This is a genomic window from Sphingopyxis bauzanensis (assembly GCF_002205675.1).
Classification (GTDB): domain Bacteria; phylum Pseudomonadota; class Alphaproteobacteria; order Sphingomonadales; family Sphingomonadaceae; genus Sphingopyxis; species Sphingopyxis bauzanensis.
Genome location: NZ_NISK01000001.1, coordinates 783,099 through 796,245 on the forward strand (window position 1 = coordinate 783,099; position 13,147 = coordinate 796,245).

Here is a 13,147-nt window from a genome sequence, read left to right on the forward strand (position 1 = left end):
GGAGCTTGATGCTCGCTCATGCCGGTTTGCCGCCCGTATCGTCACCGGGCAGGAAGACCCGTTCTCCGAGCGCGGTGACGTCGGTGTAGTCGCCGGCAACATGCTTGTTGTGCCGGCCGCGAAGCAGCAGATGGCTGATCGCGGGCAGGACGAACAAGGTCAGCAAGGTCGAAGTGATCAGCCCGCCGATGACGACGATTGCGAGCGGCTTCTGCACTTCGGCGCCGGTCCCGGTCGCAAGGGCCATCGGTACGAAGCCGATCGCGGGCACGATGCCCGTCATCAGCACCGCGCGGACGCGTTCCATGACGCCCTCGCCGATCGCGACATCGACAGGTTTGCCTTCGTCGATGCGCTGGTTGATGCTCGACATCACGACCAGCCCATTGAGCACCGTCACGCCCGAAAGCACGATGAAGCCCACGGCCGCCGATACCGAGAAGGGCAGCCCGGTCAGCAGGAGCGAGAAGACGCCGCCAGCCAGCGCGAGAGGGATTGCGGAATAGACCGCGATCGCCTGGCGCACACCGCCCAATGCCATGAACAGGATGCCGAATATCGCCGCGAAGATGATCGGGATGACGATCGACAGCCGCGCCGATGCGGCTTGCAGATTCTCGAACTGCCCGCCCCATTCGATAAAGCTCCCTGTAGGAAGCTTGACCTGCGCATTCACCTTCTCCTGCGCCTCGGCGACGAAGGAGCCCAAGTCATTGCCGCGGACATTGGCTTGCACCACGACGCGCCGCTTGCCGTTTTCACGGCTGACCTGGTTCAACCCTTCGGAGAAGCCGAACTTGGCGAGTTCGCTGAGCGGCACCGATGCCCGCGATCCGCCCTCGCCGGGAAGGAGCACAGGAAGCGCCCCTACCGCGTCGAGATCGTCACGCGTGGCGCGGTCGAGACGGACGACGATGTCATAACGCCGGTCGCCTTCGAACACGATCCCGGCCTCGCGTCCGCCAAGTGCGGCGGCGACCGTATCGCTGACGTCCTGCAAGGTCAGGCCGTACCGCGCGATGGCATCGCGGTCGAACTGAACGTCGAGCACGGGGAAGCCCGCGGTCTGTTCGACCTTGACGTCGGCGGCGCCCGGAACGGTGTTCAGGATCGCTGCCACCTGCTGCGCAGCGCGGCCCATTTCGTCGAGATCGTCGCCGTAGAGCTTGATCGCGATGTCGCCGCGCACGCCGGCAATCAGCTCGTTGAACCTGAGCTGGATAGGCTGGCTGATCTCGAACGCATTGCCAACGAGCGGTTCAAGCTTCTTCTCGACCCGCGCGATCACATCATCCTTGGTGCTGACGCCATCAGGCCATGCGTCCTTTGGCTTCAGGATGATGAAGGTATCCGACGCGTTTGGCGGCATCGGATCGCTGGCGACCTCGGCCGTACCCGTCTTCGAGTAGATGAAGGCGACTTCGGGGAGAGTCGATACGGCCTTCTCGACCTGTAGCTGCATCGCCTGCGACTTGTTCAAGGATGTCGACGGGATACGAAGCGCCTGCATCGCGAGATTGCCTTCGCCCAGCACCGGGATGAACTCGCTGCCGAGCATGCCGAACACCAATATGGCCGCGGCAAAAGTACCGCCACCGGCACCGATCCACGGCCAGGGGCGCGCGATGACGCGCTTGAGCACGGGCTCATAGCGGGTCTTCACCCAAGCGATCGCGCGCACTTCCTTCTCGGCGACCTTGCCGCGAAGAAGCAGTGCGACCATCGCGGGGACGAAGGTCAGCGATGCAATGAACGCACCGGCCAGAGCCAGCAATACCGTGATCGCCATCGGCGAGAAGGTCTTGCCCTCGACGCCGGTGAAGGTGAGCAAAGGCACGAACACGAGGAAGATGATCGCCTGCCCGTAGATCGTCGGCTTCACCATTTCGCGCGAGGCTTCGAATACCTCGTGCAGACGTTCGCTCAGCGAGAGCAATCGCCCTTCATGATGTTGCCTCTCAGCCAGTCGCCTGAGGCAGTTTTCGATGATGATGATCGAGCCGTCGACGATGAGGCCGAAGTCTAGCGCGCCGAGGCTCATCAAATTGCCCGACGTGCCGGTGATGTTCATGCCCGTCCCCATGATCAGGAACGAGATCGGGATGACAAGCGTGGCGATCACCGCCGCACGGAAGTTGCCGAGCAGCCAGAACAAAACCGCCGCGACAAGCAAGGCGCCTTCGGCGAGGTTCTTCTCGACGGTGCCGATCGTCGCGTCGACGAGCTGCGAGCGATCGAGCACGGGTTTGACGACGATGCCCGCGGGCATGGATTTCGTGACGTCTTTCAAGCGTTCGGCTGCGGCCGATGCCACGATCCGGCTGTTGCCGTTCGCCAGCATCAAGACCGTGCCGACAACCAGCTCCTTGCCATTTTCCGATGCCGACCCGGTCCGCAATTCGCCGCCGATCTGCACGGTCGCAACGTCACGAACCATGACGGGAACCCCGCCGCGGCTTGCAACGGTGGCGCGACCGATCTCGTCGAGCGTGCGGATGCGGCCATCGGCGCGCACGAGAAAAGCCTCCCCGCCGCGTTCGACGAAGTTGGCGCCGACCGAGATGTTGGCGCGTTCGAGAGATTCAGCGAGCTCGGAAAAGCTGATGCCGTAGGTTGCCAATTTTGTCGCATCGGGCTGGACGACGAACTGCTTTTCATAGCCACCGATCGAGTCAATGCCGGCAACGCCGGATACCGAGCGCAGTTGCGGGCGGATCACCCAGTCTTGCACCGTCCGCAGGTAACCGAGCTTGGCCACCTCGTCGGTCAGGACTTCGCCCGTGGGCGTAATATAGGATCCGTCGGGCTGAGGTCCTGGCTTTCCCGCGATCTTGGGCGTTTTGGCCGTGCGGTCGAAATCGACGGTGTACATCAGCACCTCGCCGAGCCCGGTCGAAACCGGACCCATTTGCGGTTCGGCGCCGTCAGGCAGCGTGCCCTTCGCTTGGTTGAGCCGCTCGGCCACCTGCTGGCGGGCGAAATACAGGTCGGTGTGATCTTCGAAGATCACCGTGACCTGGCTGAACCCGTTGCGCGAGATCGAGCGCGAACTTTCCAGACCGGGGATTCCCGCCATCGCGGTTTCGACTGGAAAGGTTACCAGCCGTTCGATGTCGAGTGGCCCGAGATTGGGCTCGACCGTATTGATCTGTACCTGCTTGTTGGTGATGTCGGGGACGGCATCGATCGGCAGCTTCAGGAGCTGGGTAAGGCCATAAGCGGATATGATGAGGGTGAGGATGACCACACCCCAGCGAAAGCGTATCGACGCGTCGAGAAGTTTTTCGATCATCTCAATGCTCCGCCTCGCCCTTGCCGATTTCGGCTTTGAGCAGGAAAGCACCCTTGGTCGCGATGACCGCGCCCGGTTTCACCCCGTCGACAATCTCGATACGGCCGCCGCCGCGCTTGCCGGTAACCACCGTCATGGCCTGGAAGCCTTTGGCGGTCTTGACGAAAACGACCTCGCGGCCTTCGACGGTCTGCACCGCTTCCTCCGGCAGCGCGATCAGGCTCGACCCGGCAGCGTCGCGCGGCTTGATCCGCGCACGCAACCCCTGGCCGGGCGTCAGGCCGCCGATGCCATCGGGGACGAGGACAATCGTCGCCGTCTTGCTTTCCGCGTCGAGGCTCGGGGTTGCCGACCGAACCACCGCATTCACGGTCTCGCCGCCCAGCAGTTCGATGACCGCGGTATCGCCCGGGCTGATCCGCCGCGCATCTGCGGCGAGCACCGAGGCGTTGATCTGGATGCGGCGGGGATCGGAGACCCGGAACAATTCGGTGCCCGCAAGCACATAGGACCCGAGTTTCGCGTCCGACTTGGTGACCCGTCCAGAAATCAGGCTCGTCACCGCCAGCGTGCGGCCGTCGCCCGATACCTTGGCGGCGGCGGCAGCCGATTGCGACCGCCGTGCTTCGGACTCGGCCTCTGCGAGCGCCGCCGCGGCGGCCTCGAGATCCTGCTTCGCCGTAATCCGCGCATCGAATAGCTTCTTTTCGCGGGCATAGGTCGAGCGCGCAAGCGCAAGTCGCGCCGTCGCCGAGCTGCGCTCGGATGCGATCGCCGCCGCGTCGCGGCTTTCCATCACCGCGACCGCCTCGCCGGCACGAACCTCGTCGCCGAGACGGCGGTTTATGCGGGTAATCGCGCCGTCGGCGCGCGCCGTCAGCACGGCCTCGCCTTCGGGGGTCGACGCGACGACGCCCTGCGCGAGGATTTCCGAGCCGAGGCCGCCGGCTTGGATCGTCTCGGTGACGATGCCCGCGCCCTTGGCGCGCGCCTCGTCCATCAGGATCTGGCCTTCGACATGGCCTTCCTCTTCTTCCTCGGCAGGCGCCGCAGCAGGTGCTGCGACGGGTGCGGTCATCGACCGGCCGATCAGGATGCCGCCGCCGCCGAGCACGAGTGCCCCGACCGCCACAGCGGCCATCAGGCGATTTTTATTTTCGAAGATTTGCATGTTGTGAGTCCCCTATTGCGCGTTCGCGCGGCCCAGCGCAGCCAAGGCGCGGGCGCGGTCGAGTTCGGCTTCAATGAGTTTGAGATTGGCGCTGGTCAGCGCCTCCTGGGCATCGATCAGCTCGATGAGCGTGAATTTGCCCTGCTGGTATCCGATTTCGGCAACCCGGGCCGCTTCACTCGCCTGGAACAGTCCGGCGCCCGACAAGGCCGTCACACGCTCTGTGGCGGCCGAGAGCATCAGCTCGGCGTCGCGCCGCGAGAAGCGGGTATCGAGACGCGTCTGGGCAAGCTGGGCTTCGGCGGCTTCGCCGCTCGCGCGCGCTGCATAGATATTGCCGCGATTGCGGTTGAAGACCGGAAGCGGGATCGATACGCCGACGATGAACGCGGTATCCTTGCTTTCGCGGAAGTTTCGGACACCCCCCGACGCCGTGATGTCGGGAACGCCCTCGGCCTGAGCCAGGCGCACCCGCGCCGAAGCCGCATCGCGCTCTGCTGCCGCGAGACGTTCGTCGAGGCTCTGGGCCTCGGCCGGCAAGGCGGGCGGCGTCGGAATATCCTGAGCGATGGCCGACAGCTCGGGATCCTCGCTGCCGATGCGCAACGCCAGTTCCTGCCGCGCCGACAAAAGCTCCGATTTTGCGCGCAGGCTTTCGGCCTTCGCCTCGGCGAGCAGCGCGTCGGCGCGCAACTTGGTCAGCGGCGGATCGCGTCCGACGTCGACCAGCGTCTCGGCGATCCGCGCGAGTTCGACCGCCCTGGCATAGACGCTGTCGGCGAGCTTCGCGCGATCCTCGGCCGCGCGCAATTCGGCGTGCGACACGATGATGTCATATGCTAGGTCGGCCTCGGCCTTGCGGAGCGCGATTTGCGCAAAGTCCCGCTCGGCCGCCGCGACCTCTTTGCGGGCGCGCCTCTTGCCGCCGAGCTCGAACGGCTGCGACACCGCGACTGTGGTCTCTGTCTGGCCAAAGGTTCGATAGGGTCCGGTGCCGCTAAAATTCTCGACTTCGGCGGATATGGTGGGGTTCGGCCGTACGCCCGCCTGCATGGCGCGACCTTCGGCCGCCTTCAGTTCGGCTTTCGCTTTGGCAATTCGAGGGGAGACATCCTGACCGCGCGCGAGCGCGTCGGACAGCGAGACAGGTTCGGCGAACGCCGGCTGGCTTGCCATGGTCAGCATCCCTGCAAACAGCAGGGTGCCCAATGATTTCGACATAAATACTCCTGATCAATGCGTGACGACGCAGGCGAAAGCCTGCGCGAAGCAGTGATCAGGCGGCGGGAGGTTCGGTGGGGGGGGCGGTCGCGCGCGAAGCGAGCACCGCGGCCGTGCGAGCGAGATGAATGTCACGGTTCGGCAACCAGCTGCCGTTCGCGTCGGACGCGTCGACGGCCAATCCCGCGGGGCAGTGATGATGGTGCACCAGTTCGGCGCCCCCACTCGTAGGGCTGCTGTCGTCGGGGGCCGCGTCTTCGGCGACCTCCGCAAACCCATGCTGATGCGCGTCGATGCCAATCGGCGCGGCGTCATAGGCCATGACCGGCGTATCCGGGCAAGCCATAAGCGCCACTATGAGCAACAGGAACTGGATCGCGCGATTTCGCATCGTCCGCCGGTTAGCAGCCCGGCGAGATACAGGCAAGTCGCCGGTCACGGCCGATCCAGCCGCAGATAAGGCAGCAAATCCTCGGGCACCGGCATTGGTGCGAAGGCGCTGATGCGAGCGCGGCCGGTATTGCCGGTCGGGAGGCGACCGGTCAGCGCGCCAAGCGGAACGAGGGCAATGCGCAGCAACTGACCGATGATTTCGCGGACGTCGCGCCGAGAAATAGCGAACGTCAGCATCGCGGCATGCGAGACGAGATGCAGACGGAATATCGACTGGGCAATGATGTGAGCGCGCCCGAGGTGATGCCATGCCGCAGACCAATCGCGGATATCGCGCGCGTGCCGATAGGATCGCATTTCCACCGCAATGGCCGAGCGCATGATGTCCAATCCGGCGTCGGCCGGTTGAACGGCGTCGGAGGCGAAGCGATGGTCGGGCACTGTTTTCCTCTCGCGCTGTCTCGAGTCGGACGCACAGATACACCCTGTAGCGGCTACAGGGTCAAGCCCGCCGAGAGCAAATTCGGCTCATCGGTTTGCAGCCCCCTGTCTTGGCCGGGGTGAAGCTCCCCGTCAGCGCCGCCGCCGCTCAGACGCGAAGGCCCGATCGGTCGCCATGAAGCGTTCGATCATCGGCACCGCGATTTTTTCAGGCGGCAGAGGCTCGGGGAGGCCAGTGGCCTTCGCATGGACTTCGGCATAGGCGAGCAGCTCGCGGTGAAGAGCGCCGGGCAGTTCGACCGATAACTTCACGGGCTTATCGTCAGCGATCGGGCCGAGCCTGAGCTTGCTCATGGCGCGGTTCCGCCCTCGGGATCGAGGATCAGATCGCGCGTCACGATGACGCGCAGCGCAAAGCCGGGACGGATTGTGATAGTCGGCGGTATGTTCATCTGGCGCTCGACGAGCCGCCGGCCCGACTGGTTGATCGTATCCTGCGACCCGTCGCGAAGCGCCCTTATGAGTGCGTCATCGCCGTCCGAACCAAGCTCGGCACCGACGCCGAGCAAGGTCGAGATCAGCGCTGCGCGCAGCGTCGATCCCCAATGATGGTCGGTGCGATCGGCGAGCCCCGCCATGCCGCGCGCATCGGCGCCGGGCTGGCGATCGAGCCGGATCGACCGGCCGCCGGGCAGAATCAGCCGGTCCCAAGCAAGCAGCACCCGTTCCTGCCCCGCAGCGATCTCGCTGTCATAGTTGCCGACGAGCCGTGCGCCCTGCGGAATGAGCAAGGTGCGACCGGTTGGGCTGTCATAGACATTTTGCGTCACCTGCGCGGTGACCTGCCCGGGAAGATCGGAGCGGATGCCGGTGATCAGCGCAGCCGGGATGACGCTCCCGCTCTGGAGAATGTAGGGCGAGCTGGGTCTGCCAATGCGTTCGGGACTTTCGTTCGGTTTGCCGGCGCCGCCTTCGAGAAAGGCGCGGCGTGCCGCGTCCGGACTCCGCTCACCGGCTACCGGCGCCGGTGCGGCCACGGCAGGCTCGATCGATCCGCGCAGCGTCTCGGCCATGCCTTCACCCGCGGACCTTCCGCCAAGGAAAAGACGACTGGTGGTGGCGGCTTCGCGCTCCTGCCGCGCCCGGTCGCGCGCGTCGTCGGTCGGTGAGCGCGCGCCAGCTGGCGAACTGCCCATCGGCGGCACCGGGACGATTTCGCCATCGCGCTGCGCCGCCACGATCGGCCGCCCGAGGTCGCCGGGAAGCGGCGGTCCCAGTTTCGGCACTTTGCCATAATCGGCGGGCGCGCCGGTCACGACCTCGGCGCGGTTCGCCGTATCGGCCGAATAGAGATTATCGGCCGTCTTGGGTGCCGAGGGTTGCAGCGCCCAGAGCAAGGCGCCGCCGATCGCGATTCCCCCAGCCGCACCGATGCTCGCCAGCGTCTTGCGCGACAGGCGCATGACCCGCGGCGGTTCCCCGCGCAGACGGAAGGCGTCGACGGCTGGCGGCTGCGCGGCGCGATTTTCATCGCCCGGCTCCTCGGCTGGCGGCACGGCCTGGTCCTCGCGCTCGGTCATGACCGGCCCCGGGGGCGCGGCGTCTCGCGCTCGATCCGGACGGTCCGCGCCTGTTTCCCGGCCCCCAAGCGAAGTTCGCCGCGCTCGAACAGGCGGTCGACGATCATATAGCGCCCCTGCACCCGGTAGTTGACGAGTTCGGCTTCGCCGCTGCCGCCGATGACGAACAGCGGCGGCATGTCGCCCGTGGCGATATCCGCTCCGAACTCGATGAAGAGCTGGCGCGTGTCGTCGAACGCGCGGACCGGGCGCCAAGCGACCTTGTCGCCCGCAATCCGGTAGCGGAAATTGAGCGCCGCGAGATCGATCGCCCCGGCCACGGGCGCGGCGCGCGCCGCCTCGGCCTCGGCGACTTGCAAGGCGATGAGCTCGTCGGCGGGATAGGTCCAGGAGACCGACGCCATATAGGATGCGGCGGTCGCGCGCAGTTCGACATGATAGGTACGCCGGTCGGTGTTGATGATCATGTTGGTCATGATGTCCGAGCGGGTTGGCTTCACGAGAATATGGACGCGGCGCCGTGTGCCTGCACCGCTCACCGTGTCGCCGATGATCCAGCGCACCGTGTCGCCCGACGCGACGGGACCCGGACCGACGAGCTGTTCGCCTTCCTGCAAGACGATCTCGGTGACCTGCCCGGGCGCGGCATAGACCTGAAAGAGCGCGCCTTCGGACCAGGCATATTGCTGGATAGCATTTCGATAGCCTTGGCGGTCGGGCTGGACCCGTGCCTCGGCGTTGGCGCGACCGACGCGCTGGCGGGGATCGGCCGGATTGCTTGCCGCGGCGGGCACGGCGAGCAAGGCAAGGGCGGCCCCGAGCGCAATCGGGAGGGAATGTGGCGTCGTCATTGGCTGAGTTCCTTCGACCAGTTGATGGCGGTGACAAAAAGCCCGAGCGGATTTTTCGTGATCGCGTCGGGGGTGCGCGGCGGCTGGAGCGTGACGGTGACGATCGCCGACCAGCGCGAGCGCTCGATCAGGCTTCCGTCCTGATAGCGGCGCTCGGTCCAGGCGATGCGGAAACTGTCCTTCGAGGCGCGAATGACGCTCGAGACGTCGACCGCGACCTGAAACTTGCCGACCTCGGCGAAGGGATCGTTGGTCCGAGCATAGTCATTGAGCGCCTGCGCCCCGGTGGCGCTCGCGAAATCATAAGCGCTGAGCCAGCCGGCGCGGAGCACGACCGGATCGGCGGGGATCGAGCGGACATGCTCGATGAAGCGGGCGAGGTGGAAGGCGATCTGCGGATCGGTCGGCCGATAGTCGCCGTCGGCAGGCGCGACGGCACGCGCGGCGCCAAGCTTGTCCACCTCGACGACCCAAGGCGTGATTGTGCCGCGCGCGGCCTGCCAGACGAGCCCGCCGGCCAGCCCGCCCGAAATGAGGAGCGCGCCGAAGAAAGCGAAGCGCCAGCTGCGGGCTTGGACGCGCGCCGATCCGATCCGGTCGTCCCAGACCTGTTGCGCGCGCTGATAGGGTGTGACTGGCTCGGGCGCGCGGCCATAATGATTGGAGGGTCTTTTGAACATGGGATCAGTCCTTTTCGCTGATGTTGGGCGCCGATCCGGCGCCATGGCTGTCGCCGCCCTTCAGGGTCTGGGCGCCGATGGTCGCGCCCTGCGTCATCGTCTGGCGCCGCCGCATCGCGGCGGCCCAGGGCGGGGGTCCATCCGCGCCGCGCGCGGGCGCGGCGCCGCCCGCTGGCCCATCGCGGCCAGCCGCGAAGTTCGCCCGGATGCGCTCGGCCATGCTGCGAACCGGGGCAGCAGCGCCGCTGGCCGCCATAGCGCTGCCGGGCGTTGCGCAGATGCTCGCGCACGGTGTCAGGCGAGAGTTCGAGATGGCGTCCGATCCGCCAAATCGGATTGCCTTGGGCGGCCCGGATGAGACATTGCCGCTGCCGGTTCGTCAGGCGCGGACCAATATGCATGCGGTCGGGATTGGCGATGCTGTCTGCCGCTTCGAAGGCGGCGCCGCCGATCATGCGGGCAAATTGCAGCGCATCCGGTTCGGCAGCACACCCCGGCCGCCATGCAAAGGAAACCGAGCCATGGGCATCACCCGGAATATGCGCCGGCACCGTTAGCCCGTCGCCGATGCCATGGCGCTCGGCTTCAGCGAGGATGGTCTCGTCGCCCGGGCGCGGCGCGTCGTAGCGACGCATATCGTGCCAGAGAAAGCCGGCCCTGCTGCGCTGGCTCGCCCGGTGCACCGGATCCGATGGCCCCAGTCGGTTCTGATCGAACCAATAGGCCCATTCCTCCGGATAGTTGTGAATACGCACACCCTTCTCGGGCGCGGCGAGAAAATCCAGATGGTGACTGAGCGCGAACCAGGCGCAGCCCATGAAGGCGCAGGCCTCATAAAGCAGATCGGCAAGCTCGGCTCGGGTCTTTGCACGCGCGAATTCAAGCTCGAAGGCGTGGGCGGCGTCGATCGTCGGCATTACGAACCATGGCGCGCCGACCGCCGTTTCCGAACCAGCCGATCCGCGTGCCCCTCGTAAGGGCCGGCAAGCCCCGCCCTCTTACAAGGCCGGCCGCCGACGGCGTGACCGCCGCTGGTCCAGGCGATCTTGGGAGAATCTGAAAATGGCGGCTAAGCTCATATATTCCTACTATATTCGAGAGATAGAACCAGATTGAGGCTAATTCTCAAAGCGGCTCGCAGCGCGGCTTCAGCTCGATCTGTTCCGAAAATCCCAGGTCGGAATTCCCATCTTGCGCGCCTTGTCGGCGAAATTGTCCTGAATGCCGGTTCCAGGAAAGATGATGACCCCCACTGGCAGCGCGTCGAGCATCCGGTCGTTCCGCTTGAACGGCGCCGCCTTTCCGTGGTGGTTCCAGTCGGGCCGAAAGGCGACCTGAACCACGCCCCGGCTTTCGGCCCAGCATGCCGCTGCGCGCTCGGCGCCCGTCGGCGTCGCGCCATGCAGCAGGATCATGTCGGGATGTCGATTTCGCGCCCGGTCGAGACTGTCCCAGACCGCACGGTGATCCGCATCCGCGCCGCCAGTGAAGGCGATGCGCGTGCCCTCGGGTAAGAGTGACGCCGCTTTCTGCCGAAGGCGGGCGTCGAGAAAGTCGCGGCTATCGATCAAGGTGGCCGTCAGCGCCTTTTGATTGGCCCGCGAGCCGGTGCGAGGCGTCCAGGCCTTTCGCAATAATGCGCGATAATGGTCGGAAGCGGCTTCGCGGAAAAATTCCATCGCGTCCCGCCGCTCGATGAGCGAAATGCCCTCGCGGATCGCCCTTTCCAGCTCGACCGAGCGGATTTCGCTGCCATCCTGTTCGCGCTGCAAGCGGCGTTGCAGCTGCTCATTGTCATCGAGCTTCCGGTCGGCATTGCTGCCAGCGCGATGGAAAATATTGACGAGATTCCAGAGGAGGTCGTCGAGATCGGGCTCGATGCGGGTATCTTGCAGGCATCCGGCAAGCGCATCGAACATGTCGGCGATCGCACCGGCGGCAAGTCGCGCATCGGGCAATGGGCGAGGATCGGGCTCGTCTTCGAAAGGACGATATCCAAAGAGCTGCACCTCCTGAAGAAGCAGATGGGTCGGCCCCGTCTCGAGGGGGCATTCATCAAAGCTGTCGTTCGCATCGGTCATCTGAGGTCTCCGCGTTGCGCCGCGCTCTCGCGGCCTTCACGGCGGCAAGAGCGGCAGGCGGGCCGGGCCCGCACCACGGCGCGCGAGCGCCGAGGCCGGAGCGGCAGCGGAGGATGGCGGCCGAAGGCTATTTTGTTTCGCGATGCAAAGGGACCAAGGGTCCCGGCGGAAAATAGCCGCGCGGTTGCCATTGCGGCGCCCGGGGCGCCTGCCGCAGTCGCCCTCTTAAGAAGGCCGGGGCGCGGCCCATTCGCGCACGGATAGCCGATGCTGCCTGCCGATGCCCTGCCGTTCCGGCGGCACGAAGATCTTCAGAAATGCTCGAACCGGTCGGTCCGACAAAGTTGGCCCTTGATTGCCCTTCCGAGCCGCTCGTGACCCAATGTGGTCAGATCGGCATTGAAGTCCCCCAACTCGGGATCAAGAGGATGGAGCTCGATGTCTGCGCTGCTTGCGCGATCGGCAATCGTTTCGAAGGCAAGTCGACCAGCTTCATCATCATCACGCGCAACGTAGAGTCGCCTCAGTCCGTCAGGAAAAGCGATCGCCGCGAGATGTGCTGCCGACAGGCCGGCGATCATCGGCAATGCGGGCAGGATATCGCGGACGGACAGCAATGTTTCCAAGCCCTCGCCAAAGACCATCACGGGACCAGCCCGTCCGAACCGGACGCCATGACCAAGCAGGTTCCCCATGGCGCGGCGCGGATAGGCAACAGGCGCCTTTCCGCCTGCGGGATCGAGCCAGGTACGATGGACCCCGGTGATTTCGCCGACGTCATCGGTGACGGCCGCGATGATCGCGGGCCAGGCGGGCCGGCAATCCGCGGCATCGTCCTCGGAGGCGCGATAATAGCAGTTCGGGTGAAATCGAAGCGAGTCGGCGCTGGCACCGTTCAGGATGCGTCGGCCAAGGAAGTAAGCTTGACCGAGACTGCCGACGAGAGGTTTCGAGCCGGCCCAGAGGCGCAGGGCGGCTTGGGGCGTTCCAGCCGGATGCTTGCGTGGCGCGGGGTTTATCGTTGCAGGCGGTTCCATGGGCAGGCTCAGGAAGCGCCGTGCCTCTTTGAGCGTTTCGCGAAAGCTGGCGTGTCCGCAACTCGCAGCGATGATGTCGAGGAGGTCGCCATGGTCCCCGCTCTCCGCATCGGTCCATTTGCCCGCCGATAGCGCTCCGTCGTGATGGGATGGGAGCCGCACATAGAGGCTGCGGCCGCGCTCGTTGTGGATATTGCCGACCATCCAATAATGACCCTCGCGCCGGCCGTTGCCGAGGTAGCGGCGGCAAACGGCTTCGGCATTTTCGCCGAGACGACGAGAGATATCGGCAGTGGAACTGGACATGCGGGGCTCCTTTGCATCGCGGCCCGCGCGTCGGCTCTCCTTGGAGCGACATATGCGGGCCGTCCCAGCAGCCCCTGCCGGTGACGAGCATCAG

At 65.6% G+C, this 13,147-nt stretch carries 12 protein-coding genes and 1 pseudogene; all 13 read right to left on the bottom strand.

Annotated features, from left to right (window positions below):
- Positions 1-16 precede the first annotated feature (16 nt).
- On the bottom strand, positions 17-3,292 hold the full coding sequence (locus CDQ92_RS03905; RefSeq protein ID WP_088440052.1) for an efflux RND transporter permease subunit: 3,276 nt from the start codon (positions 3,290-3,292) through the stop codon (positions 17-19).
- A gap of 1 nt (position 3,293) precedes the next feature.
- A complete protein-coding gene (locus tag CDQ92_RS03910; RefSeq protein WP_088440053.1) occupies positions 3,294-4,463 on the bottom strand; it encodes an efflux RND transporter periplasmic adaptor subunit in 1,170 nt (389 codons plus the stop codon).
- Positions 4,464-4,475: 12 nt separating this feature from the next.
- The gene (locus CDQ92_RS03915; RefSeq protein ID WP_088440054.1) at positions 4,476-5,684 is read right to left on the bottom strand and encodes a TolC family protein; all 1,209 of its coding nucleotides are present in this window, start codon (positions 5,682-5,684) and stop codon (positions 4,476-4,478) included.
- 55 nt (positions 5,685-5,739) lie between these two features.
- Positions 5,740-6,075 (bottom strand): hypothetical protein, encoded by a 336-nt coding sequence (locus CDQ92_RS03920; protein ID WP_088440055.1) that lies wholly within the window; start codon positions 6,073-6,075, stop codon positions 5,740-5,742.
- 44 nt (positions 6,076-6,119) lie between these two features.
- Positions 6,120-6,518, bottom strand: coding sequence for a DUF3703 domain-containing protein (locus CDQ92_RS03925; RefSeq protein WP_229667478.1), 399 nt, complete (start codon positions 6,516-6,518; stop codon positions 6,120-6,122).
- 132 nt (positions 6,519-6,650) lie between these two features.
- A complete protein-coding gene (locus tag CDQ92_RS03930; protein WP_088440056.1) occupies positions 6,651-6,872 on the bottom strand; it encodes a DUF2274 domain-containing protein in 222 nt (73 codons plus the stop codon).
- A complete protein-coding gene (locus CDQ92_RS03935) occupies positions 6,869-8,098 on the bottom strand; it encodes a TraB/TrbI/VirB10 family type IV secretion system protein (RefSeq protein WP_088440057.1) in 1,230 nt (409 codons plus the stop codon). The genes CDQ92_RS03930 and CDQ92_RS03935 overlap by 4 nt, the downstream gene beginning before the upstream one ends.
- Entirely contained in the window at positions 8,095-8,949 is an 855-nt protein-coding gene (gene trbG / locus CDQ92_RS03940; protein ID WP_088440058.1) for a P-type conjugative transfer protein TrbG, read from the bottom strand. Before trbG ends, CDQ92_RS03935 begins: the two co-directional genes overlap by 4 nt.
- The gene (trbF, locus tag CDQ92_RS03945) at positions 8,946-9,629 is read right to left on the bottom strand and encodes a conjugal transfer protein TrbF (RefSeq protein ID WP_088440059.1); all 684 of its coding nucleotides are present in this window, start codon (positions 9,627-9,629) and stop codon (positions 8,946-8,948) included. The genes trbG and trbF overlap by 4 nt, the downstream gene beginning before the upstream one ends.
- A 4-nt stretch (positions 9,630-9,633) precedes the next feature.
- Positions 9,634-9,849, bottom strand: a complete 216-nt coding sequence (locus tag CDQ92_RS03950; protein ID WP_188682404.1) for a hypothetical protein — start codon at positions 9,847-9,849, stop codon at positions 9,634-9,636.
- Positions 9,850-9,946: 97 nt separating this feature from the next.
- Positions 9,947-10,546, bottom strand: a pseudogene (locus CDQ92_RS21940) (autoinducer binding domain-containing protein); the annotation flags it as partial.
- A 231-nt stretch (positions 10,547-10,777) separates the two neighbouring features.
- The gene (locus tag CDQ92_RS03965; protein ID WP_088440061.1) at positions 10,778-11,710 is read right to left on the bottom strand and encodes a DUF2493 domain-containing protein; all 933 of its coding nucleotides are present in this window, start codon (positions 11,708-11,710) and stop codon (positions 10,778-10,780) included.
- 311 nt (positions 11,711-12,021) lie between these two features.
- Positions 12,022-13,053 (bottom strand): DUF7146 domain-containing protein, encoded by a 1,032-nt coding sequence (locus tag CDQ92_RS03970; RefSeq protein ID WP_088440062.1) that lies wholly within the window; start codon positions 13,051-13,053, stop codon positions 12,022-12,024.
- Between the last annotated feature and the right edge of the window lie 94 nt (positions 13,054-13,147).

Excerpts from the sequence above, each read along its gene's own strand:
- CDQ92_RS03905 (WP_088440052.1), bottom strand. The coding sequence starts at position 3,292 with ATGATCGAAAAACTTCTCGACGCGTCGATACGCTTTCGCTGGGGTGTG.
- CDQ92_RS03910 (WP_088440053.1), bottom strand. The coding sequence starts at position 4,463 with ATGCAAATCTTCGAAAATAAAAATCGCCTGATGGCCGCTGTGGCGGTC.
- CDQ92_RS03915 (WP_088440054.1), bottom strand. The coding sequence starts at position 5,684 with ATGTCGAAATCATTGGGCACCCTGCTGTTTGCAGGGATGCTGACCATG.
- CDQ92_RS03920 (WP_088440055.1), bottom strand. The coding sequence starts at position 6,075 with ATGCGAAATCGCGCGATCCAGTTCCTGTTGCTCATAGTGGCGCTTATG.
- CDQ92_RS03930 (WP_088440056.1), bottom strand. The coding sequence starts at position 6,872 with ATGAGCAAGCTCAGGCTCGGCCCGATCGCTGACGATAAGCCCGTGAAG.
- CDQ92_RS03935 (WP_088440057.1), bottom strand. The coding sequence starts at position 8,098 with ATGACCGAGCGCGAGGACCAGGCCGTGCCGCCAGCCGAGGAGCCGGGC.
- trbG (WP_088440058.1), bottom strand. The coding sequence starts at position 8,949 with ATGACGACGCCACATTCCCTCCCGATTGCGCTCGGGGCCGCCCTTGCC.
- trbF (WP_088440059.1), bottom strand. The coding sequence starts at position 9,629 with ATGTTCAAAAGACCCTCCAATCATTATGGCCGCGCGCCCGAGCCAGTC.
- CDQ92_RS03950 (WP_188682404.1), bottom strand. The coding sequence starts at position 9,849 with ATGGCCGAGCGCATCCGGGCGAACTTCGCGGCTGGCCGCGATGGGCCA.
- CDQ92_RS03965 (WP_088440061.1), bottom strand. The coding sequence starts at position 11,710 with ATGACCGATGCGAACGACAGCTTTGATGAATGCCCCCTCGAGACGGGG.
- CDQ92_RS03970 (WP_088440062.1), bottom strand. The coding sequence starts at position 13,053 with ATGTCCAGTTCCACTGCCGATATCTCTCGTCGTCTCGGCGAAAATGCC.